The organism is Vibrio artabrorum, assembly GCF_024347295.1.
Classification (GTDB): Bacteria; Pseudomonadota; Gammaproteobacteria; order Enterobacterales; family Vibrionaceae; genus Vibrio; species Vibrio artabrorum.
Genome location: NZ_AP025458.1, coordinates 116065 through 138508 on the forward strand (window position 1 = coordinate 116065; position 22444 = coordinate 138508).

General features: G+C 47.2%; 21 protein-coding genes. 13 read left to right on the forward strand and 8 right to left on the reverse strand.

What is annotated here, in order from left to right; translation table 11 throughout:
- From gspF to OCU36_RS00545, 9 genes are all read left to right on the forward strand, one after another.
- A complete protein-coding gene (gene gspF, locus OCU36_RS00505; protein WP_261838571.1) occupies positions 1-1221 on the forward strand; it encodes a type II secretion system inner membrane protein GspF in 1221 nt (406 codons plus the stop codon).
- A gap of 89 nt (positions 1222-1310) precedes the next feature.
- Positions 1311-1754 (forward strand): type II secretion system major pseudopilin GspG, encoded by a 444-nt coding sequence (gspG, locus tag OCU36_RS00510; protein ID WP_261838572.1) that lies wholly within the window; start codon positions 1311-1313, stop codon positions 1752-1754.
- Positions 1755-1834: 80 nt separating this feature from the next.
- A complete protein-coding gene (gene gspH / locus OCU36_RS00515; RefSeq protein ID WP_261838573.1) occupies positions 1835-2428 on the forward strand; it encodes a type II secretion system minor pseudopilin GspH in 594 nt (197 codons plus the stop codon).
- A complete protein-coding gene (gspI, locus tag OCU36_RS00520; RefSeq protein WP_261838574.1) occupies positions 2415-2789 on the forward strand; it encodes a type II secretion system minor pseudopilin GspI in 375 nt (124 codons plus the stop codon). The genes gspH and gspI overlap by 14 nt, the downstream gene beginning before the upstream one ends.
- A complete protein-coding gene (gspJ, locus tag OCU36_RS00525) occupies positions 2776-3537 on the forward strand; it encodes a type II secretion system minor pseudopilin GspJ (RefSeq protein ID WP_261838575.1) in 762 nt (253 codons plus the stop codon). Before gspI ends, gspJ begins: the two co-directional genes overlap by 14 nt.
- Entirely contained in the window at positions 3521-4570 is a 1050-nt protein-coding gene (gspK, locus tag OCU36_RS00530) for a type II secretion system minor pseudopilin GspK (RefSeq protein ID WP_261838576.1), read from the forward strand. The genes gspJ and gspK overlap by 17 nt, the downstream gene beginning before the upstream one ends.
- Positions 4539-5768, forward strand: a complete 1230-nt coding sequence (gene gspL, locus OCU36_RS00535; RefSeq protein WP_261838577.1) for a type II secretion system protein GspL — start codon at positions 4539-4541, stop codon at positions 5766-5768. Before gspK ends, gspL begins: the two co-directional genes overlap by 32 nt.
- 20 nt (positions 5769-5788) lie before the next feature.
- Positions 5789-6277, forward strand: coding sequence for a type II secretion system protein M (locus OCU36_RS00540; protein WP_261838578.1), 489 nt, complete (start codon positions 5789-5791; stop codon positions 6275-6277).
- Position 6278: 1 nt separating this feature from the next.
- On the forward strand, positions 6279-7058 hold the full coding sequence (locus OCU36_RS00545) for a type II secretion system protein N (protein WP_261838579.1): 780 nt from the start codon (positions 6279-6281) through the stop codon (positions 7056-7058).
- Between the two features lie 102 nt (positions 7059-7160).
- On the opposite strand, the gene cysQ is transcribed toward OCU36_RS00545, so the two are convergent.
- The 4 genes from cysQ to OCU36_RS00565 all read right to left on the reverse strand — a co-directional run bounded on the left by cysQ (position 7161) and on the right by OCU36_RS00565 (position 10270).
- Complete coding sequence (gene cysQ, locus OCU36_RS00550; protein ID WP_261838580.1) at positions 7161-7988, reverse strand: 3'(2'),5'-bisphosphate nucleotidase CysQ; 828 nt, start codon at positions 7986-7988, stop codon at positions 7161-7163.
- A 36-nt stretch (positions 7989-8024) separates the two neighbouring features.
- On the reverse strand, positions 8025-8576 hold the full coding sequence (nudE, locus tag OCU36_RS00555; RefSeq protein ID WP_261838581.1) for an ADP compounds hydrolase NudE: 552 nt from the start codon (positions 8574-8576) through the stop codon (positions 8025-8027).
- Positions 8577-8861: 285 nt separating this feature from the next.
- A complete protein-coding gene (nfuA, locus tag OCU36_RS00560) occupies positions 8862-9446 on the reverse strand; it encodes a Fe-S biogenesis protein NfuA (protein WP_029405734.1) in 585 nt (194 codons plus the stop codon).
- Positions 9447-9556: 110 nt separating this feature from the next.
- A complete protein-coding gene (locus OCU36_RS00565) occupies positions 9557-10270 on the reverse strand; it encodes a ComF family protein (protein ID WP_261838582.1) in 714 nt (237 codons plus the stop codon).
- A gap of 93 nt (positions 10271-10363) precedes the next feature.
- Between OCU36_RS00565 and bioH the strand changes: the two genes are divergently transcribed.
- Together bioH and OCU36_RS00575 are read left to right on the forward strand one after the other, a co-directional pair.
- Entirely contained in the window at positions 10364-11140 is a 777-nt protein-coding gene (gene bioH / locus OCU36_RS00570) for a pimeloyl-ACP methyl ester esterase BioH (RefSeq protein WP_261838583.1), read from the forward strand.
- A 173-nt stretch (positions 11141-11313) separates the two neighbouring features.
- Positions 11314-11787 (forward strand): ATP-dependent Lon protease, encoded by a 474-nt coding sequence (locus OCU36_RS00575; RefSeq protein WP_261838584.1) that lies wholly within the window; start codon positions 11314-11316, stop codon positions 11785-11787.
- Between the two features lie 188 nt (positions 11788-11975).
- Here OCU36_RS00575 and OCU36_RS00580 read toward each other — a convergent pair whose 3' ends face one another.
- Together OCU36_RS00580 and greB are read right to left on the reverse strand one after the other, a co-directional pair.
- Positions 11976-14306, reverse strand: coding sequence for a Tex family protein (locus OCU36_RS00580; RefSeq protein ID WP_261838585.1), 2331 nt, complete (start codon positions 14304-14306; stop codon positions 11976-11978).
- A 645-nt stretch (positions 14307-14951) separates the two neighbouring features.
- A complete protein-coding gene (greB, locus tag OCU36_RS00585) occupies positions 14952-15431 on the reverse strand; it encodes a transcription elongation factor GreB (protein WP_261838586.1) in 480 nt (159 codons plus the stop codon).
- 178 nt (positions 15432-15609) lie between these two features.
- Between greB and ompR the strand changes: the two genes are divergently transcribed.
- Together ompR and envZ are read left to right on the forward strand one after the other, a co-directional pair.
- Positions 15610-16329 (forward strand): osmolarity response regulator transcription factor OmpR, encoded by a 720-nt coding sequence (ompR, locus tag OCU36_RS00590; RefSeq protein ID WP_261838587.1) that lies wholly within the window; start codon positions 15610-15612, stop codon positions 16327-16329.
- Positions 16330-16496: 167 nt separating this feature from the next.
- The gene (gene envZ / locus OCU36_RS00595; protein ID WP_261838588.1) at positions 16497-17798 is read left to right on the forward strand and encodes a two-component system sensor histidine kinase EnvZ; all 1302 of its coding nucleotides are present in this window, start codon (positions 16497-16499) and stop codon (positions 17796-17798) included.
- A 259-nt stretch (positions 17799-18057) separates the two neighbouring features.
- On the opposite strand, the gene recG is transcribed toward envZ, so the two are convergent.
- Positions 18058-20136 (reverse strand): ATP-dependent DNA helicase RecG, encoded by a 2079-nt coding sequence (gene recG, locus OCU36_RS00600; RefSeq protein WP_261838589.1) that lies wholly within the window; start codon positions 20134-20136, stop codon positions 18058-18060.
- Positions 20137-20310: 174 nt separating this feature from the next.
- Positions 20311-22437, reverse strand: a complete 2127-nt coding sequence (gene spoT, locus OCU36_RS00605) for a bifunctional GTP diphosphokinase/guanosine-3',5'-bis pyrophosphate 3'-pyrophosphohydrolase (RefSeq protein ID WP_261838590.1) — start codon at positions 22435-22437, stop codon at positions 20311-20313.
- Between the last annotated feature and the right edge of the window lie 7 nt (positions 22438-22444).

Below are 22444 nucleotides of genomic sequence, written 5' to 3' on the forward strand. Positions count from 1 at the left end.
ATGGCAGCATTTGAATACAAAGCGTTGGATAACACTGGCAAGAGTAAAAAAGGGTCAATCGAGGCCGATAATGCCCGCCAGGCTCGTCAAAGAATCAAAGAGCTTGGTTTAATTCCGGTTGAGATGACCGAGGCCAAAGCCAAGCCCTCGAAAGGTGTTCAACCATCGACCAGTTTTAAACGTAGTATCAGTACGCCAGATCTGGCGTTGATTACCCGTCAAATCTCAACACTGGTTCAATCTGGCATGCCTTTAGAAGAGTGTTTGAAAGCGGTGGCCGAACAGTCGGAAAAACCTCGCATTCGTACCATGTTACTTGCGGTGCGATCTAAAGTTACCGAAGGTTATTCGCTGGCGGACAGTTTGTCTGATTTCCCACATATCTTCGATGAGCTGTTCAGATCGATGGTTGCCGCTGGTGAGAAGTCAGGACACTTGGATGCGGTGCTTGAACGCTTGGCTGATTACGCCGAAAATCGTCAAAAGATGCGTTCAACATTACTGCAAGCGATGATCTACCCTATCGTGTTGGTGGTCTTTGCGGTCGCGATCGTCTCTTTCCTACTCGCTACGGTAGTCCCTAAGATTGTAGAGCCAATTATTCAAATGGGACAAGAGCTGCCTCAATCGACACAATTTTTATTAGCATCGAGTGAATTTATTCAGAATTGGGGTATCCAATTACTGCTATTGGTCATGGGTGTGATTTTTGTTGTCAAGACCGCGTTGAAAAAGCCGAGTGTCCGCATGAGTTGGGATCGTAAATTATTAAGTCTCCCGCTGATTGGCAAGATAGCGAAGGGCATCAATACATCTCGGTTCGCTCGAACATTGTCGATCTGTACCTCAAGTACGATTCCCATCCTTGAAGGGATGAAAGTGGCCGTGGATGTGATGTCGAATCATTATGTGAAGCAACAAGTATTGCAGGCTTCAGACAGTGTTAGAGAAGGTGCAAGCCTGCGTAAAGCGCTCGCCCAAACCAAACTTTTTCCACCGATGATGCTGCATATGATCGCCAGTGGTGAGCAGAGTGGTCAGTTGGAACAGATGTTAACAAGAGCCGCGGATAACCAAGACCAAAGCTTTGAATCGACGGTGAATATTGCGTTAGGTATTTTCACCCCAGCGCTTATCGCTTTGATGGCAGGTTTAGTGCTGTTTATTGTGATGGCGACCTTGATGCCGATGCTTGAAATGAACAATCTAATGAGTGGCTGATTTAACAGTAGCTTATAGAACATGAGTTTTTGGATTGTCGAGATGAAGGCATTGCTGTCTCAACTCGCATCTGTAATTTGGAGAAAATAATGAAACACAAAATGAAAAAACAGTCAGGCTTTACCCTATTAGAAGTGATGGTTGTTGTGGTTATTCTTGGCATTTTAGCCAGCTTTGTTGTGCCTAACCTCTTAGGTAATAAAGAGAAGGCTGACCAACAAAAAGCCATTACTGATATTGTGGCGCTAGAGAACGCGCTCGATATGTACAAACTGGATAACAGCGTTTACCCAACAACGGATCAAGGTCTTGATGCATTGGTTTCTAAGCCAAGCAGTCCAGAGCCTCGTAACTACCGCGATGGTGGCTACATCAAGCGTCTACCTAATGACCCATGGGGTAACGAGTACCAATTCCTAAGCCCAGGTGATAATGGCACTATCGATATTTTCACTCTTGGTGCAGATGGCCAAGAAGGCGGTGAAGGCATTGCTGCGGATATCGGCAACTGGAACATGCAAGACTTTCAATAAGCGGCGGTGGATTGCTTCTTGATAAGTTATTGCGCGTGACACATTTTGAGATCAGGACGTAAACCCATGGAGTCTAGACGGTGAAGACGACGCAAACACAGCCAGGTTTCACTTTGATTGAGATTCTTTTAGTGTTGGTTCTGCTGTCATTAACAGCGGTCGCGGTGATCGCGACCATCCCGATCAATAGTAAAGATGTTGCTAAAAAATACGCTCAAAGCTTTTATCAACGAGTTCAGTTGCTCAACGAAGAAGCGATTTTGAGTGGTTTGGACTTTGGTATTCGTGTTGATGAAAAGAGATCGACCTATGTATTGATGGCACTGAAATCAGAAGGTTGGCAGGACGTTGAATTCGAGAAAATCCCCTCTTTAACGGAATTACCGAAAGAACTGGCGTTGTCACTGACATTAGGGGGTGGCGCATGGGAAGACGATGATCGGTTATTCAATCCAGGAAGCTTGTTTGATGAAGATATGTTTGCCGATCTTGAAGAGGAAAAAAAGCCTAAGCCACCGCAGATATACATCTTATCGAGTGCGGAAATGACACCGTTCGTTCTTTCTTTTTACCCAAATACAGGGGATACGGTGCAAGACGGTTGGCGTATTCAAGTGTTGGATAATGGTGTCATTCGATTGTTAGAGCCGGGAGAAGAAGATGAAGAGAAATAACCTCTATTCTCATCGTTCTCGTGGTATGACGCTACTTGAGGTCTTGGTCGCGCTCGCGATTTTTGCAACCGCGGCGATCAGTGTTATTCGTGCCGTAACTCAACATATCAATACACTCAGTTATCTAGAAGATAAAACCTTTGCAGCGATGGTCGTAGATAACCAAATGGCCTTAGTGATGCTCCATCCTGAGAAGCTAAAAAAAGCGCAGGGCACACAAGAATTAGCAGGAAGAGAATGGTTCTGGCAGGTTACCCCCATCGATACCAGTGATAATCTATTAAAGGCGTTTGATGTGAGTGCAGCAACCAGTAAACAAGCTTCTCCAGTGGTCACGGTGCGCAGTTATGTCGCGAATTAAAAACCGTTCGCTCAGTAAAAGTAGGTCGTCTACGCTGGCTTCATTTAAGAGTTTGTCACGCAAACCGCGCCTACTTGCAAAAGGGAGAGGCTTTACCTTAATTGAGGTTTTGGTCTCGATTGCTATCTTTGCCGCTTTAAGTATAGCGGCCTATCAAGTTGTAAATCAGGTGCAGCGGAGCAATGATATCTCAATTGAACGCAGTGCGCGTTTGAATCAACTGCAACGTAGTTTAGTCATTTTAGATAATGACTTTCGTCAGATGGCGGTTCGACAATTTCGCACCAATGGTGAAGAAGCATCATCTAAGCTGATCTTAATGAAGGAGTATTTATTGGATTCCGACGGTGTTGGTATCCTATTTACTCGCCTTGGGTGGCACAACCCACAACAGCAGTTTCCACGAGGTGAGGTGACGAAAGTCGGTTATCGCATAAAAGAGGAGACGCTTGAGCGTGTGTGGTGGCGCTATCCTGATACACCAGCAGGACAACAAGGTGTGATTACGCCTCTGCTTGATGATGTCGAAAATTTGGCCTTTGAGTTTTATGACGGGAGCCGTTGGGAGAAAGAGTGGCAAACGGATAAGTCTCTGCCTAAAGCAATAAGACTAAAACTGACTTTGAAAGATTATGGTGAGATAGAGCGTGTCTATCTCATCGCAAGTGGCACCCTAGATCAGGTCGATGACACTTCAAACAGTGGCGCTTCAGTCACTAATGAGGGGAATAATGATTCATCGAACTAACTCTCTTGTCATGACCCGGCCAACGTTGGGGCGGAAACAGCGTGGTGTTGCACTGATCATTATTTTGATGCTGCTGGCGATCATGATAACCATTGCTGGGAGTATGTCAGAACGTTTGTTTACGCAATTTAAACGTGTGGGTAATCAGTTGAATTACCAACAGGCTTACTGGTACAGCATCGGTGTTGAAGCGCTCGTTCAAGATGGTATTAGGCAAAGCTACAAAGACAGTGATACCGTAAACTTAAGCCAACCTTGGGCGCTTGAGGAGCAGGTATACCCGTTGGATTATGGGCAAGTGAAAGGGCGAATCGTGGATGCGCAAGCGTGTTTTAATCTCAATGCCTTGGCTGGGGTTACGGTCACATCCAATAATCAGTCCCCCTATTTACTGACGGTTTGGCAAACCTTATTGGAAAATCAAGATGTTGAGCCTTATCAGGCGGAGGTGATTGCGAATTCAACATGGGAGTTTGTTGACAGTGATACACGTAGCACCTCTTCCGTTGGTGTTGAAGACAGCACCTATGAGGCGATGAAGCCATCTTATCTTGCGGCAAATGGCTTAATGGCTGACGAATCGGAGCTGCGCGCAGTGTATCAGGTGACGGGTGAGGTGATGAATAAGGTTCGCCCATTGGTTTGTGCACTGCCTACCGATGACTTTCGATTGAACGTGAACACAGTTTCGGAAAAACAAGCCCCTCTGTTAGAAGCGATGTTTGCGCCAGGTCTAAGTGAGTCAGATGCCAAACAACTGATAGATAAACGCCCATTTGATGGTTGGGATACGGTCGATGCATTTATGGCCGAGCCCGCCATGGTTGGTGTGAGTGCCGAAATCAAGAAAAAAGCGAAAGCATATTTAACTGTAGATAGTGCCTATTTTGAGCTAGATGCAGAGGTATTGGTTGAGCAGTCACGTGTACGTATACGGACGCTTTTCTATAGTAGCAATCGAGAGACTGTGACGGCAGTACGCCGTCGTTTTGGAGGAATCCGTGAGCGAGTTTCTGACCGTTCGACTGAGTAGCGAACTACACCATCCTGTGCAGTGGTTAGTTTGGTCGACAAGCCAACAGGAAGTGATAGCCAGTGGTGAACTGTCTAGCTGGGAACAGCTTAACGAGTTAACACCTTACGCGGAAAAGCGCAGTTGTATCGCTTTATTGCCGGGAAATGAGTGCTTAATTAAGCGTGTGGAGATCCCGAAAGGTGCTGCTCGTCAGTTCGATTCTATGTTGCCGTTTTTATTAGAAGACGAAGTCGCACAAGATATCGAAGAGTTACACCTGACGATTTTAGATAAAGACGCAACGCACGCCACAGTGTGTGGTGTCGATCGCGAATGGTTAAAGCAAGCTTTAGACCTGTTTCGCGAAGCCAATATCACCTTCCGTAAGGTGTTGCCAGATACGCTAGCGATTCCTTTGCAAGAGCAAGGAATCAGTGCTCTGCAAATCGAGCAGCATTGGTTGCTGCGTCAAAGTCATTATCATGCGGTATCGGTTAGCGAAGTATGGTTGCCGATGTTCTTGCAAAGTGATTGGGTTGTCTCTGGTGAGGAAGAGCAAGCGACGACGATTTTCTGCTATACCTCAATGCCAAACGACGACGTTCAGCGACAAAGTGGTTTGGAGTGGCAAGCCAAGCCTGCTGAATTGGTGATGGCTTTATTGAGTCAACAAGCGATCTCAAGCAGTGTCAATTTACTGACTGGCACCTTTAAAACCAAATCTTCATTCAGTAAATATTGGCGAGTTTGGCAGAAGGTGGCGATTGCTGCTTGTTTGCTGGTGGCTGTGATTGTCACTCAACAAGTGTTGAAAGTTCAGCAATACGAAGCGCAAGCACAAGCTTACCGCATGGAGAGTGAACGTATCTTTAGAGCCGTTCTTCCTGATAAACAACGCATTCCGACAGTCAGTTATCTGAAACGTCAGATGAACGATGAAGCCAAGAAATATGGCGGCTCAGGCGATGGCGACTCTTTATTGGCCTGGTTAGCACTGCTGCCTGAAACCTTAGGAAAGGTCGGGGCGATAGAAGTTGAAAACATTCGTTATGATGGGAATCGTTCTGAGATTCGGCTGCAGGCTAAAAGTTCTGATTTTCAACATTTTGAGACCGTGAGGGTGAAGCTCGAAGAGAAGTTCACCGTAGAACAAGGGCCACTAAACCGAAATGGTGATGCCGTATTTGGCAGCTTTACTCTTAAACCCCATCAATAACCAGCGTAAGGCGATCTGTGATGAGAAATATAATTGAGCCACTCCAAGCGTGGTGGACTTCAATCAGTCAAAGAGAGCAACGATTAGTCATTGGTTGCTCCGTTTTATTGGTGGTCGGTGTTGTTTATTGGGGATTAATTCAGCCACTCAGTCAGCGAGCTGAACTTGCCCAGAGTCGCATTCAAAGTGAGAAGCAACTGCTGGCTTGGGTAACCCATAAAGCCAATGAAGTGGTTGCGCTACGAGGCAGCGGTGGCATCAGTGCGAGTCAACCTCTGAATCAATCGGTGCCTGCTTCTATGCGTCGTTTCAAGATTGAATTGATTCGAGTGCAACCACGTGGTGAGATGCTACAAGTGTGGGTGAAACCTGTGCCATTTAATCAGTTCGTCGATTGGCTGACATACCTGAAAGAGAAGCAGGGTGTAGAGGTTGAGTTTATGGATATTGATCGCTCTGATACCCCTGGGGTTATTGAGGTCAACCGACTACAGTTTAAACGAGGTTAATGTGAAACGCGGTTTATCTTTTAAATATGGCCTGCTCTTTAGTGGCATCTTTGTCGTCTTTTTCTCCGTCAGTCTACTGCTGCACTTACCGGCTTCTTTTGCTCTTAAGCTCGCCCCGGTGATGCGCGGTTTCAGTATCGAAGGCGTGGAGGGCACGGTTTGGCAAGGCAGCGCAAACAACATCGTGTGGCAGCGTGTTAATTATGGCTCTGTGCAGTGGGACTTCCAGTTTTCTAAGCTATTCCAAGCCAAAGCGGAACTCGCCGTTCGCTTTGGGCGTAGCAGCGATATGAATTTATCAGGTAAAGGGTATGTCGGGTACAGCATGAGTGGGGCTTATGTGGAAAACTTGGTGGCATCAATGCCAGCTAAGAATGTGATGAAGTATGCTCCTGCTATTCCAGTACCGGTTTCGATTAGTGGACAAGTTGAACTGATGATCAAATCTGCTGTTTATGCGCAGCCTTGGTGCCAATCAGGCGAAGGTTCGCTGGCTTGGTCTAGTGCGGCGGTGGCTTCCCCAGTGGGGTCGTTAGATTTGGGGCCTGTGATTGCGGACATCACTTGTAAAGACAGCACCATTATGGCGAAAGGTACTCAGAAGAGCCAACAGGTAAACAGTGAGTTTTCGGCGAGCGTAACGCCAAATCAACGCTATACGTCGGCAGCGTGGTTTAAGCCGGGCGCTGAATTTCCACCAACGATGCAGAATCAACTTAAATGGTTGGGGAATCCTGATAGCCAAGGTAAGTACCAGTTTACTTATCAAGGTCGCTTTTAGCTAAACAGCTAAGGGTCACTCAATTATGAAATATAAAAAACGGGCGCCTCATTGAGGTGCCCGTTTTGTTTGATTCGTTAGAATGACAGCGAGCAAACTCGGCTAGTCTTTACCTTGTAAGATCTCTGCCCATGGTAAGTCCGCATCACCAAGAACAATGAAATTGGGGTTCTCAAGCGTCTCTCTTTCATTGTATGAGAGTGGTTCTAGCTGGGTGCTCAAGATGCGGCCGCCCGCCTCTTCAACAATGCACTGGGTTGCGGCGGTATCCCATTCACCCGTTGGACCAAGTCTTAGGTAACAATCCACAGCACCTTCTGCCACTAAACAGGCCTTAAGCGCTGCTGAGCCTAAAGGGACCAAATCATAGTTCCAGGCTGAGCTCATACGGCTAGTGATGTGATTGATGTCTTGGCGGCGGCTGATCGCCATCGCGATCGATTGGTTTGGCTGTTCATGGCGATGCGTTTTGATTTTCACTCTGTCATTGAGGTCCGGGATTTTCCAAGCGCCTTTACCACGGTAGGCGTAATAGCTCACTCCGGAAGTCGGTGCGTAGACGACCCCCATGACGGGCTTGTTATGTTCAATTAGAGCGATAATTGTTGCGAAGTCACCACTTCGTGCGATGAACTCCTGGGTGCCATCTAGTGGGTCAACCAACCAGTATCGATCCCATTGAGCTCGTTGCTCTAGGCCGATGTCAGCCGCTTCTTCAGACAACACGGGAATATCAGGGGTCAGTTCACAGAGCCTTTTCGAGATCAACTTATGCGCTGCAAAGTCAGCCGTGGTGACCGGCGTGTCATCACTTTTAGTGAACGCTTCGTAATCTTTTTTCTCGTAGATCTCTAAGATGAGCTGCCCAGCAGAACGAGCAATCTCAATGACTGAAGGGAGGAGATGAGATAAATCTTTTTTTATAGGCATAAATGTTCTCTTACGCTTCGAGTGAGCCTGTTCGTTCTAATTGTTGTTTAAGGTTCGAAGGGTTAATAGTAGTGCGGTAATACTACGAGCCTCACAGAAGTCGAGATGCGTTAATAACTCTTCGGCTTGAGCAAGGGGCCAACGTACAATATCCAGTGGTTCGGGTTCATCACCTTCTAGTTTCTCTGGGTAGAGTTCTTGTGCGATAAACAGTGTCATTTTGCTAGAGAAGTAAGAGGGCGCAAGGATCACTTCCTTTAGTGGGGTGAGTTTGTTGGCACCAAAACCAATCTCTTCTTTTAGCTCACGAACGGCGGCTTCATTCGGTTGTTCACCTGAGTCAATGAGGCCTTTTGGAAAGCCCAGTTCATAGCGTTCTGTGCCCGCGGCGTATTCACGGACTAATAAAATATCGCCTTGTTCAGTAATCGGAACCATCATCACAGCATGGCGCCCACTCGGTTTCATGCGTTCGTAAGTTCGCTGTTCGCCGTTTGAAAAGCGCAAATCAAGAGATTCGATAGAGAACAGTTTTGATTGAGCGACAGTTTGCTGAGCCAAAATTTCGGGCTTGGTCCTTTTTGTCATTGCGCTCGCTCCTTAACTCATTGAGGTTCTTTCTTATAAAGTCATTCTAATATAGGGGAAATGACGTTGAGTTCCTAGATCCGAGTTTTTATATCCTAGAATTATTAGAGCAAGAACCGATTGCGATCACTTGAATACCTTACTGCAAATGGTAACGAGCGGTGTTGAACGAGACATCACGGCTCGGAAGTGTTTCTGCTGTTTCAAATACAAAAAAGGTTGATGCTTACGCATCAACCTTTTGATTGAATACCTTACTTGGTATCGCTAAGACAGCATAAGTGTCTAGTAGTAAGAGTGCTCACCACGATCGTGCTCAGTGGCATCACGAACAGCCGTTAGTTCACCTTCAAACTGTTGAAGAAGCTCTTTTTCGATGCCTTCTTTTAGCGTTACATCAACCATAGAACAACCGTTACAGCCGCCACCAAATGCAACGATAGCCGCACCGTCTTCAGTGATTTCCACCAAGCTTACGTGACCACCGTGACCAGCAAGCTGTGGGTTAACTTGTGTTTGAATGGCGTATTCAACGCGTTCTACAAGTGGCGCATCATCAGAGACTTTACGCATTTTAGCATTTGGTGCTTTCAGTGTGAGTTGAGAGCCCATTTTATCCGTCACGAAGTCAATCTCAGCTTCGTCTAAGAATGGTAGGCTTAACTCATCTACGTATGCAGAGAATGCTTCGAAAGAAAGCTTGGTATCAGACGCTTCGATAGCATCTGTTGGACAGTAAGAAACACCACACTCAGCGTTTTGTGTGCCTGGGTTTACCACGAACACACGAATGTTTGTCCCTTCAGGCTGCTGTGACAGCAGATTGGCAAAGTGAGTTTGAGCTGTTTCTGTAATAGTAATATTTGACACGACGAATACCTGAGTAGATTTGTAGGTTATTAGCGCCATTCTACCCCTGTCAGATTTGTAATTCAGCCCTTTTTTTGTTGGATTGCTGTACAAGTTGTGATTGACAGCTTTTATCCCGAGGGCTCAGGAGTACGGCAGATACAGTAAATATCAATCCTTTTAACGCCCACATCAAGCAGTAATTGGCATAATTGATACACAGTACTGCCGGTGGTTACAACATCATCAATTATCGCGACGTGAGAGGGGATTGTTTCTTCAACATCTTGTTTTCGCAGTGCAAAGGCGTTGTTTAGATTGTGTAATCGTGCAGATTTGGACAGCCCTTGTTGAGAAGCGGTTGAACGAATTCGACGAAATAGCACCTCATCTTTAACGCCAAGCTCTTGAGCGGTGTAATTCGCTAGCAGCTGACTCTGATTAAAGCCACGATGAATGTATCGACGCCAATACAACGGTACACTGGTGATCAGCGGAGCAGGATGTTCGACACGTGATGCTAATAATTTTGCCAGATCGCGTGCCAACCAAAACTTATCGGCGTACTTCATTTGTTGGATATAACGTGCCGTTGGGAAGGTGTAGTCACCGACGCAATAGAGACGATGCCAAGGTGGAGGTTTTGATAAGCATTCACCACATTGAGCGACAGTGACTCGCGTTGTTAAGCCACATCGCTGACAGCGTGGGGTAGGTTCAAATAGCCTAAGGCAACAATCACACCATCGAGGATGTGTATCGCTGGGGAGTTTATCGAGCTTGCACAGATGGCACTGAGGCGTGACCAGACGTGGTGTGTGTTTTTGTAGCCAATCGGATAACATAGCCCGCAATGCTTTTGGGTGATGGTGTTCTTTGGACTAACCATACTAAAAAGCGCGGATTATCGCTGATGGAAAAAGTAGGGAATATTGAGAATGAGTGATGGGTTATATTGGCATGTTTCTGGGCAAGGGCCTGATTTAGTGCTGGTTCATGGCTGGGGAATGAACGGTGCGGTATGGCAACAAACCGTTGAGGCATTACACGCTGACTTTCGAGTGCATGTTGTCGACCTTCCGGGCTATGGACACAGCGCGCACTGTCACGCTCAAGATCTTGAAGAGATTGCTCAACAACTGTTGGCTGAAGCACCTAAACACGCTATTTGGGTGGGTTGGTCACTGGGTGGTTTGGTTGCGACACACATGGCACTTCATCATTCCGATTATGTGAGTAAACTGGTGACGGTAGCCAGTTCTCCTAAATTCGCCGCTGCAAAAGAGCCAGTGTTATGGCGAGGCATTCAACCCAATGTATTAACGGCTTTCACTGAGCAGTTAGTGGAAGACTTTCAGACGACTATTGAACGCTTTATGGCACTGCAAGCGATGGGCAGTCCTTCAGCAAGGCAAGATGTAAAACAGCTCAAGCAAGCGATACTGTCGCGCCCGTTGCCAAATCCTGACTCATTGTTGGCAGGACTAAAGATGCTGTCAGATGTCGACCTGCGCGAACAACTGCCTGAGATTTCAGTACCAATGCTGCGCTTGTATGGTCGACTAGATAGGCTGGTACCAATAAAAGTTGCCAAAGATCTAGGTAATGCACTGCCTCATACCGAGCAATATATTTTTACTCAGTCTTCTCATGCGCCATTCATGACCGAAGCCGATGCCTTTTGCAGTGAACTGGTCAGCTTCGCGCAAAAATAATCGCTAAATTTATCGTCGGTGTGGTCGATATATGATCAACCAAGGCGTTACATGACACTCAGACCTCACTCTCTCCTGAGTTGATTGTGACAAGTTGGGCTATGCCTGTTGTACTGACTCAGTGCAATAGCGTTATGGCAATAGCGATGGGCGATTTTTGAGGAGAGTTCGCGATGATTGTGTCACCTGCAACAGCAGTGAGTGTGCCATTAATCGCCCCATCTGTTAATGTGCAAACCGAGCAAGTTGCGCGTGATAATAAAGTTCGAGAACCCGTTGCTCCCGCCGTAGCATTGGCGAAAACCAATGCAGAGCGAAAGGTGAAATCGGACGATAAGCGAAGGCAGCAGTCGGCTTGGGATCCTTCAGACCATCCTGGTTATGAAATGGAGAACGAGTCAGAGGCCAATTCGATTAGCCAAGAAGAGCCACAAGATCCTTTTGAGCGGTTGTTCAACTTATTGGCATTGAGAACATACAGTGCTGACCAAGGAAAGGGCTATACCATGCGTTTCCGCCTGCCAAAGCATGTTTTAGATGCGGCGATTCAAGAGGGACAGATGGAGAAACGACGTAAGGTCATAAAATATCATTATGGTCATGCTGTTGCGCCTCATGCTTCATCAGGAATGCTGGTTGTTTTATAAACGAGTTGTTTTATCAACCAGTTGTGTTGTGAACGGATCACAAAACGACACAGCCGGCCATTCGTGTCTTTTTTGAACACATAATAAAAACCTGCATACCCTAAGGGATGCAGGTTTTCTGTTTTAGGCGATTCAGTTTTGATGAAAGTTAAACCGACGCTTTAATCATTGTTTCGCTATCACAAGGGTTATTTCTTCGCTTTAGCAAAGGCAGCCGCAAAAGCGCCCCCCATCGCCGCGTTTTGTTGCGGCTCCTCACGGCGACGTTGTCCACCTTGTGAGTTTTGGTTCGGGCGGTTTTGTGCGCGAGGTGCAGTTGAGCGTTGTGCACGGTTGTCTTGTCCTGGTTCATCTTTCATACGCATGCTGAGCGCAATACGTTTACGCTGAACATCCACTTCCATGACCTTCACTTTGACGATATCTCCCGCTTTCACCACTTCACGTGGATCAGAGACAAAGCGGTCAGTTAACGCTGAAATATGCACTAAGCCGTCTTGGTGAACCCCAATATCAACGAAGGCACCAAAGTTCGCTACGTTCGAAACCACACCTTCTAAGATCATGCCCGGTTCTAGATCAGACATGCTGTTGACGCCATCGGCGAAGGTGGCCGTCTTGAATTCTGGGCGAGGGTCACGACCCGGCTTATCGAGCTCTTTGATGATGTCAGTTACGGTTGGTACACCAAAACTGTCATTGGTGTAATCCACGGCGTGTAAACCACGTAAGAACGCTGTGTTACCCACCAGAGACTTGATGTCTTTTTGGTTTTTCTCGGCAATGGTTTTGACGACAGGGTAAGCTTCTGGGTGAACCGAGGATGCATCCAGTGGGTTCTTACCATCCATAATACGGAGGAAACCAGCACACTGTTCAAAGGCTTTTGGCCCCAAACGTGCAACCTTTTTCAAGGTAGTACGTGCTTCAAAGCGACCGTTTTCATCACGGAAATCCACGATGTTCTGAGCGATGGTGCTCGAAAGGCCAGCAACACGAGTCAACAGCGCAGCAGAAGCGGTATTCACGTCCACACCAACCGCGTTTACACAGTCTTCGACAATCGCATCTAGGCGCTTAGCAAGCATGGTCTGGCTAACGTCGTGTTGGTATTGGCCCACACCGATCGATTTAGGGTCAATCTTCACCAATTCTGCCAGTGGATCTTGTAGGCGGCGAGCGATAGATACCGCACCACGGATCGACACGTCCATGTTCGGGAACTCTTTTGCTGCTAACTCAGACGCAGAATACACCGATGCGCCGGCTTCGCTGACAATGATCTTTTGCGCTGTTAGATTGCCGCGTTTAATTACGTCAGCCACAAAGCTGTCGGTTTCGCGTGAAGCGGTACCGTTACCAATGGCAATCAGATCAACATTAAATTGACGAACCAGTTGCTCAACCACGTGGGCTGATTTGTCGTATTGCTTTTGTGGTGGGTGAGGGTAAATGGTTTCTGTCGCCAGAACCTTACCGGTTGAATCCACGACCGCGATTTTTGAACCGGTACGTAAACCGGGATCCAAGCCTAAGGTTGCTCGAGGGCCAGCCGGCGCTGCCATTAAAAGATCTTTTAAGTTGGTGGCAAACACTTCAATCGCTTCGATTTCAGCACGTTCTTTCATCGCGCCCATCAATTCGGTTTCCATGTGCATAGACACCTTGATACGCCATGCCCAACTAATCACTTGCTTACGCCATGCATCGGCAGGCGCGCTGCTTAAGGTAATGCCGTAGTGGTCTGAGATGATGCTCTCACAGTAGGAACCACGTACACCTTCTTCTTGCTCTGGATCGGCGTTCATTGCTAACGTTAGAAAGCCTTCATTACGGCCTCGTAGCATGGCAAGCGCTCGGTGCGAAGGCACTTTGTTTAGCGTTTCGTTGTGTTCGAAGTAGTCTTTAAACTTCTCGCCTTCATGCTCTTTGCCTGCGACGACACGAGCGACTAGCTCAGCATTGCGGTTTAGGTGTTGGCGAACCTTCTCAAGCAGATTCGCGTCTTCTGCAATGCGTTCCATGATGATCGCACGTGCGCCATCGAGTGCTGCTTTGGTGTCAGCAATGCCTTTGTCGCTGCTGATGAAGTGAGCCGCTTCGGTTTCAGGATCGTGCTGTGGCTCGTTCCATAGCATATCGGCCAGGGGTTCTAGGCCCGCTTCAATCGCGATCTGACCTTTGGTACGACGCTTTGGCTTGTATGGTAGGTATAAGTCTTCTAGGCGAGTCTTGCTGTCGGCTTGCGTGATCTCTCGCTCTAATTCTGGCGTGAGTTTACCTTGGTCTTGAATTGATTTTAGAATCGTTTGACGACGATCGTCGAGTTCGCGAAGGTAAGAAAGACGACTATCGAGGTTACGCAGTTGGGTATCGTCTAAGCCACCTGTGACTTCTTTACGGTAGCGGGCAATAAAGGGAACAGTGTTACCGTCATCAATTAGGTTTACTGCGGCGGTGACTTGTTCTGAACGAACATTCAGTTCTTCAGCAATCAGTCGACAGATAGCTTGGCTCATCCGATGAATCTCTTATTTAATATCGTGACCAATACATGGGGGTGAGCGTACGCTTTTTCTAGCTTTGGTTGTGTAATTATCCTGTCAGAAACCGAATTTCCTTTTGTGACGCTGACTGTGTGCGAGATCTCTTACAAGTGATGTGCGACTAAGTCACTTTAAACCTATGTAATTGTCTTAATTTTGATGTAACACGTTGATTTGTAATGCCTTGTTGGGTTTTGCCCCTATTGACCACAATAAAAGTTTTTTCGGCCTATCTAGGAAACTCGTTCAATTACCGTATAGTTATCTTGTCGACAGGGAGTTGGCAGGAACAGGAAAAAGCCTAATGGACTAGGTATCTTCAGGATGAAGATTTGATGACTTAGGATGAGTGATCAGCAAGGAAGTGATGATCTCTGGATGAGATTCGCCCGTCAGGATGACAGGCTAGTATGGACACCGCTAGGATGGCGATGAACAAAAAGGAAATCGGTTAAAGGATTTAGCCTCGATCAAGGAAAGATGCAGGGAGCACCTTATCTCGAAGAGATAAACAGTAGCCGGATTGCTGCGATAGAGACTTAACCCCGCAGGCGCAAGCCTAGCGGGGTTTTCTTTTGTCTGGCGTTTGTGATTTTAGATCGTGTGGTTGAGCAGCGGTTAATTCTCTGTGTAGTGAATGGCATTGATGAACCACTCTTTGTCGCCTTCCGGTGTGTTTACCGTAAACTCATCATCCACTTCTTTTTTGAGCAGAGCGCGCGCCATCGGTGAATCGATAGACACGTAATTTTTCACGCCGCCATAGATCTCATCGGGGCCAACAATACGGAATGTTTTGATATCACCAGCATCATTCTCAATCTCGACCCAAGCTCCGAAAAACACTTTGCCTTCTTGCTGTGGTGAGTAATCCACGACCTTAACCTGATCAAGCCGTTTTCTTAGATAACGAACCCGTCGATCGATCTCTCGAAGGCGTTTTTTGTTGTATTGATAGTCTGCGTTTTCACTGCGATCACCAAGGCTAGCAGCCCAAGTTACTTTTTTGGTGACCTCGGGACGGTCTTCTCGCCACAAAAAATTGAGCTCAGCGGTAAGTCTTTCATAACCTTCGCGAGTAATTAGGTTTGTTTTCATAAATCTGGCTTAATGAAATGATGTTCTAAAATAGAATATATAGAAAGGCAACACACGTTAACAATTCTTTAGGCGACTTTTTCTCAAAAAATGTTACATTTTTAATGTCTTATACCCATACACAATTTACCAAGGATGCTTAGCCTTAGGTTTGAGTTTTAATAGGTGGAACCATTACATGCAAGAAAACTATAAAATTTTAGTGGTCGATGACGACGCTCGATTACGTGCATTGTTAGAGCGCTATTTGTCAGAGCAGGGCTTTCAAGTGCGTAGCGTGGCAAACAGTGAGCAGATGGACCGCCTGTTAACTCGTGAAAATTTTCACTTGATGGTATTGGATTTAATGTTGCCGGGTGAAGATGGTCTATCGATCTGTCGCCGTCTACGAAATGCCAATAACTCTCTCCCTATCTTAATGTTGACGGCAAAGGGCGATGAAGTGGATCGTATCGTGGGTTTGGAAGTCGGAGCAGATGATTACCTACCCAAACCATTTAACCCGCGTGAGCTATTAGCGCGTATTAAAGCGGTGATGCGTCGCCAAGTGATTGAAGCGCCGGGGGCGCCAAGCTCGGAAGAGTCTGTGGTTGAGTTTGGTGAGTTTCGCTTAAACCTAGGCACTCGAGAGATGTTTCGTGGTGAAGAACCTATGCCGCTGACTTCTGGTGAGTTTGCGGTGCTCAAGTCGCTCGTGATGAATGCTCGTGAGCCTATGTCTCGTGATAAATTGATGAACATGGCTCGTGGCCGTGAGTATTCAGCAATGGAGCGTTCTATCGATGTTCAGATTTCACGCCTGCGTCGTCTTGTTGAAGAAGATCCAAGTAAACCTCGTTATATCCAAACGGTATGGGGTTTGGGGTATGTATTTGTTCCTGATGGCAAAGCGGTTTAAGACCGGTTAATCGGTTATCTACCGGTTTCATCGGTTCTGTGAGCAGAATGGTTTATTTACGGGTCATCTCATTGATATGTGATGGCCCTTTTTGTATTTAACACAATGAGTTAGAGTTATAGTTTCGATTATATCTTTGTTTCTCTAACTTCCAATTTAGGTCTCCTATGCGCATACGTAGCTCCTTTACTCAGTCGATAGTGCTCTTCTTAACCCTATTGGTTGCCAGCCAAATTTTTTCTTATTATGCGGTGTTCAATTATGCACTGATGCCGAGTTTACAGCAGTTTAATAAGATCTTAGCCCATGAGCTAAATATCGTATTGAACCAAGGAGATGAAATCGATTTAGATATTGATGTGCCATTGCGTCAGCGCGTGCTTGAGCAGTTAGGTGTCACCGTTCATGCTAAAGATAGCCAAGCGGCGGATGAGTATTATCATGCTGTCTCGATTGACCTGATGAGCGAGGAGATGACCAAAGAGCTGGGCTCAGAAACGGAAGTGCGTCTGATTTCGGGCAAAGACAGCTATGTGCTATGGATGGATATTGCAAAGTTACCGAATTCCTTGATTCGTATTCCGCTGTCAGAGTTACAAGAAGAAGATTTCGCTCCTCTCTTTCGTAATAGTTTAGTCATGGCGCTGTTGATTGTAGTGGGGGGGTGGTTGTTTATTCGACTGCAAAATCGCCCGTTAATTACATTGGAAAAAGCGGCGCAAGGTGTTGGGCGCGGTGAAATACCCCCGCCGCTGCCAGTGCAAGGTGCACAAGAAATTCGTTCAGTCACTCGAGCTTTTAATCAGATGTCGAAAGGCATCCAAGAACTGGAAGAAGACCGAGCGTTATTGATGGCGGGGATCAGTCACGATCTACGTACACCATTGACTCGTATTCGTTTGGCGACGGAGATGATGTCACCAGAAGACAGCTATTTAGCGGATGGGATCATCAGTGACACTGAAGAGTGTAATGAAATCATCAGTCAGTTTATGGATTACCTTAAACCTGTCGATCGATCATCATTCCAAGCCGTGTTTGTCGATGATATTGCTCGTGAGGTGTCCAGTTCTGAAGGGGGTTACGAGGTGCAGATTGAAACCGATATTCCACAGTCAATGAAGCCTGCGCTAGGTAACCCAATCGCGATGAAACGTGCGGTGAGTAACTTGGTGGTGAATGCGCTGCGTTACGGCAATGGTTGGGTTAAGGTGTCGACCGGTATGACGGCCGATAATAAGCTCGCTTGGGTGACGGTGGAAGATAATGGCCCGGGTATCCCACAAGACCAGATCGGTAAGTTGTTTGAACCCTTTACGCGTGGTGACACGGCTCGTGGCAGTGAAGGGACCGGCTTAGGCTTGGCGATCGTTAAACGCATTGTTAGTCAGCACCAAGGAGCCGTGGTGGTTAATAACCGAAGTGAGGGTGGTTTGAAGGCGCAGATCAGTTTCCCGGTTAAGCCCTAGTTGTTATCGGTCCGTGTGACGACGATGAGTGTGGTTCGGGAAGCGGTTAAGAGTTCCCCGACTCAGTCATGCTTACCTCTCGGGGATGACGAATTGCTAACCATGGACCTTGATGATGGAAGTTTACTTTGATCGTTATTCCCTATCGTAAGGAGCGAACGAGTAGGGAATCTCGTTCTTGATTGATGAAAGTAACGTGCATGAAAAAGGCTTCCTTGTGGAAGCCTTTCTACGTTTTAAGCCGGAATATGAGGGCTAATTACGCCTTCGAATAAACATCGCGCTCGCCCAACCAACGGTTGATGATCGCTTTGGCATTGTCTGGGTAGCTATCATGAATATGACGCGCGATACGCTGCACTTCTGGGATCAAACGTTGGTCACGAACGAGGTCGGCGATCTTGAAGTCCGCTAAGCCCGTCTGCTTAGTCCCAAGCAGCTCTCCGGGGCCACGGATCTCTAAGTCACGCTGTGCAATGACAAAACCATCGTTACTTTCACGTAGTACGCCTAAGCGCTTCTGAGCGGTCTTAGACAGCGGTGAGTGATACAGCAGTACACAATGGCTTGCGACTGAACCACGGCCAACACGGCCACGCAGTTGGTGCAGTTGTGCGAGGCCGAGGCGCTCTGGGTTCTCGATGATCATTAAGCTCGAATTCGGTACATCTACACCCACCTCGATAACGGTTGTGGCAACCAATAGGTGCAGTTTGTTCTCTTTGAACTCTTGCATTACCGATTGTTTCTCGGCAGGTTTCATTCGACCATGCACTAAGCCAATTTTTACGTCTGGCAGTTTTCGTTGCAGCTCTTCTGCGGTGTCAGCTGCAGCTTGCGCTTCCAATACTTCAGATTCATCAATCAGTGTGCACACCCAGTACGCTTGTTTTCCCTCATTGAGACAGGCATTACGCACGCGCTCGACAATGTCGTCACGTTTAGTATCAGGAATTGCTACGGTTTGAATCGGCGTTCGACCCGGTGGTAGCTCATCAATGATTGAGGTTTCGAGATCGGCATAGGCGGTCATGGCGAGTGTTCGTGGAATTGGGGTTGCGGTCATCACCAACTGATGGGGGTAGTAGCCCTGCTTAGCGCCTTTTTCACGCAGCTCTAGTCGCTGGTGGACGCCAAATCGGTGCTGCTCATCAATGATGACGAAGCCAAGGTTTTTGAACTCGACATGCTCTTGGAACAGTGCATGAGTACCGACCACCATTTGCGCTTCACCACTGGCAATACGCGCCAATTCCGTTTCACGAGCTTTGCCTTTGAGTTTGCCAGCCAGCCAGCCAACTTGAATACCCATTGTTTCAAACCAGTTAGCAAAATTAATCGCGTGTTGCTCTGCGAGTAGTTCCGTTGGTGCCATCAGTGCGACTTGCTGACCATGTTCGAGTGCGCGAACAGCCGCCAGCGCAGCGACTAAGGTTTTACCTGAGCCCACATCTCCCTGCACTAAACGCATCATAGGGTGCGGCTTTTCCAAGTCCGCTTCGATCTCTTTAGTGACTCGTGCTTGAGCATGGGTCGGCGAAAATGGCAGTTGAGCCAACAACTTATCTTTCAGCGTATTTACTGGAGGAAATGGCATTGCTTTATCTTGTTGCCCTTTACTACGAACGGACAACATCGATAGGTTTTGAGCCAGTAGCTCTTCCATAATCAGGCGCAATTGAGCAGGGTGTTTTCCTTCATCAAACTGCTCTAGGTCAATACCTGGAGGTGGTCTGTGAATGGTATGCAGCGCTTGTGCGAGAGGCATTTGTTGGTTGTATAAACCAGATGGAAGCAGCTCGTTTACCGCCGCCTTATCTATCAGCTCGAGCGCTTGGTCTGTGAGGTTGCGCAGTGTGACTTGTCTTAGCCCTTCGGTGGTTGGGTACACCGGAGTTAGGTTCGCTTCTACATCTGGTTGCTGCCTTGGGGCAAAGAACTTGTAGTCAGGGTGGACGATTTCCAGTCCCATATTACCGCGCTTGATCTCACCGTAGGCATGCACTTGTTTGCCTTCGGCAAAGTTATTTTTCATTCCTGCGGTAAAGTTAAAAAAGCGCAGCGTGATAGTGCCGTTTCCATCGCTGATCTTTACTGCGAGCATCTTACGTTTACCAAAAATGGTATCGACGTGCATGACTTTGCCTTGTACAGCAGCCCAAAGGCCAGCGTGCAGTTTTACGATTGGATAAATACGCGTTCGATCTTCATAGCGTAACGGCAGATGAAACAGCAGATCTTGTACATTGTTAAGCCCAACCTTTTCCAATTTCTCTGCGACTTTTGCGCCGACTCCAGATAAAGAGTTGAGAGGGATAGCAGATAAAAGCTGTGACATAACCGGGCTCATAAACGTAAGAGAGATAATCTATTCAAGCATTTTACTGGATTTTTGTACAGGAATGGAATGAAGCGAGGGAAATTCTAGGATGACTGCCATAAAAAATCCCCTTAAGTGGTGAAGCATTAAGGGGATTTAAATAGCGATCAAAGTTGCTAACAAGTTCGAACGTTAATTCTTACGACGTCTAACTTTCAGTGCGTGTGGCATTACACGTAGCTTCTTCATAATGCTGGCAAGGTGAACACGATCTTTGGTGGTCAGCAAGATAGTCACAGTATACAAGCGTCCATCACGTTCTTCGGTTGAGATGCCGTGAATGTTAGAACCTGTTTTTGAGATGACGTTCGTTAACTCAGCTAAGGCCCCGTGATGGTTCTGAAGATCAACTTGAAGTTCTGCGGTAAATTCTTGGCTGTAATCGTCAGACCATTCCACCGCCATGTATTTGTCTGGCTCTTTTTGGTAGCCACGAACATTTGGACACGTTTCGCGGTGAACCACAAGGCCACGACCTGGGGATACATGGGCAATAATGTGATCACCTGGAATTGGGTGACAACACTTAGCGAACGTCAGCAATAAACCTTCAGCCCCTCGAATAGGAAGCTTTTTCTTTGGTATGCCGCTGTTATTTTCAACTTCAGTCAGTTCGTCAGCATCACCCAGTAGACGACGAGCTATAACGATACTCATCAACTCACCAAGACCAATTGATGCGAGCAAGTCTTCGAGGTTGGCTAGGCGAAGATCAGACAGTACGTGATCGATATTTTCTTGACCGATATCGGCAATAGAGTGCTCGCCAAGTGCGTGGTTCAGTAGGCGACGACCGAGCGTGATCGACTCCTCACGACGCATCGTTTTCAGAACTTGACGAATCTTAGTACGTGCACGCGATGTCACCACGTAATTGAGCCATGCCGCATTTGGACGTGCGCCCGGCGCACTGATGATCTCAATGGTTTGGCCATTCTTCAGCGATTTGCTGAGTGGGTAAGGGTTCATGTCTACACGAGCGCCGACACACATGTTACCGACGTCGGTATGGACCGCGTAAGCAAAATCGACCGCTGTTGCGCCAGCGGGAAGTTCGACAATGCGACCCTTCGGCGTGAACACGAAGATCTCATCTGGGAACAGATCAGACTTTACATTTTCAATGAATTCGAATGAGTTACCTGCGCTTTGTTGCAGCTCAAGTAAGCTTTGCATCCAACGTTGCGCTTTGACCTGTGCGGTTGTCCCATTACTACTGCGCGAGCCATTACCTTTATAAGACCAGTGCGCCGCGACACCTTTATCGGCCATTTGCTCCATGTCTTCCGTACGGATCTGGACCTCAACAGGCACTCCGTGCGGGCCGATCATAGACGTATGCAGAGATTGGTAGCCATTGGCCTTTGGCACCGCAATATAATCTTTCATGCGGCCAGGGCGTGGTTTGTACAGACTGTGAGCCTGGCCAAGTACGCGATAGCAAGTATCAGGGGTATCCACTACGACGCGGAAAGCGTAGATGTCCATAATGGTGTGGAAGCGCTGCTCTTTGGTTTTCATCTTATTGTAGATGGAGAACAGGTTCTTTTCACGGCCAAGTACGCGAGCAGGTAACCCGACTTCTTCAAGGCGGCCTTCGATTTCGCTATGGATGCGTTGGATCATCTCCTTACGATTACCACGTGCAGCTTTCACTACGTTTTTTAGTACGCGATAACGGTTAGGATAAAGGGCTTCGAACCCCAGCTCTTCGAGCTCGGTCTTAATGTTATGAATACCAAGACGGTGAGCGAGCGGAGAATAAATTTCGAGAGTTTCACGAGCTATACGACGCTTTTTGTCTGGACGAAGTGCCCCAAGCGTGCGCATGTTGTGAGTACGGTCAGCTAATTTGATCAAGATAACGCGGATGTCTTGCACCATAGCGAGAACCATCTTACGAAAGTTCTCTGCTTGCGCTTCTTTGCGATCACGAAATTTAAGCTTATCCAGCTTAGATACACCATCAACCAATTCAGCAACAGTATTGCCAAACTTTTCTTCTAGATCTTCTTTAGTGACATCACAGTCTTCAATGACATCATGAAGCAGAGCAGCCTGCAGGGTTTCGATATCCAGGCGCATTTCTGCCAGAATTCTTGAAACAGCAACAGGGTGGATAATGTATGGTTCACCCGTTGAACGGGTTTGCCCTTCATGGGCGTTTCTCGCTACCACATAAGATTGACGCAGAGCCTCAATTTGAGGCTCTGTTAGGTATTCTTGGGCAACGTCTTTGAGGCTATCGAATAGATACAAATTAAAG

What these genes read in the sequence shown, in the direction of transcription:
- gspF (WP_261838571.1), top strand. Translation starts at nt 1, where the DNA reads ATGGCAGCATTTGAATACAAAGCGTTGGATAACACTGGCAAGAGTAAA.
- gspG (WP_261838572.1), top strand. Translation starts at nt 1,311, where the DNA reads ATGAAACACAAAATGAAAAAACAGTCAGGCTTTACCCTATTAGAAGTG.
- gspI (WP_261838574.1), top strand. Translation starts at nt 2,415, where the DNA reads ATGAAGAGAAATAACCTCTATTCTCATCGTTCTCGTGGTATGACGCTA.
- gspJ (WP_261838575.1), top strand. Translation starts at nt 2,776, where the DNA reads ATGTCGCGAATTAAAAACCGTTCGCTCAGTAAAAGTAGGTCGTCTACG.
- gspK (WP_261838576.1), top strand. Translation starts at nt 3,521, where the DNA reads ATGATTCATCGAACTAACTCTCTTGTCATGACCCGGCCAACGTTGGGG.
- OCU36_RS00540 (WP_261838578.1), top strand. Translation starts at nt 5,789, where the DNA reads ATGAGAAATATAATTGAGCCACTCCAAGCGTGGTGGACTTCAATCAGT.
- cysQ (WP_261838580.1), bottom strand. Translation starts at nt 7,988, where the DNA reads ATGCCTATAAAAAAAGATTTATCTCATCTCCTCCCTTCAGTCATTGAG.
- nudE (WP_261838581.1), bottom strand. Translation starts at nt 8,576, where the DNA reads ATGACAAAAAGGACCAAGCCCGAAATTTTGGCTCAGCAAACTGTCGCT.
- OCU36_RS00565 (WP_261838582.1), bottom strand. Translation starts at nt 10,270, where the DNA reads ATGTTATCCGATTGGCTACAAAAACACACACCACGTCTGGTCACGCCT.
- bioH (WP_261838583.1), top strand. Translation starts at nt 10,364, where the DNA reads ATGAGTGATGGGTTATATTGGCATGTTTCTGGGCAAGGGCCTGATTTA.
- OCU36_RS00575 (WP_261838584.1), top strand. Translation starts at nt 11,314, where the DNA reads ATGATTGTGTCACCTGCAACAGCAGTGAGTGTGCCATTAATCGCCCCA.
- OCU36_RS00580 (WP_261838585.1), bottom strand. Translation starts at nt 14,306, where the DNA reads ATGAGCCAAGCTATCTGTCGACTGATTGCTGAAGAACTGAATGTTCGT.
- greB (WP_261838586.1), bottom strand. Translation starts at nt 15,431, where the DNA reads ATGAAAACAAACCTAATTACTCGCGAAGGTTATGAAAGACTTACCGCT.
- ompR (WP_261838587.1), top strand. Translation starts at nt 15,610, where the DNA reads ATGCAAGAAAACTATAAAATTTTAGTGGTCGATGACGACGCTCGATTA.
- envZ (WP_261838588.1), top strand. Translation starts at nt 16,497, where the DNA reads ATGCGCATACGTAGCTCCTTTACTCAGTCGATAGTGCTCTTCTTAACC.
- recG (WP_261838589.1), bottom strand. Translation starts at nt 20,136, where the DNA reads ATGTCACAGCTTTTATCTGCTATCCCTCTCAACTCTTTATCTGGAGTC.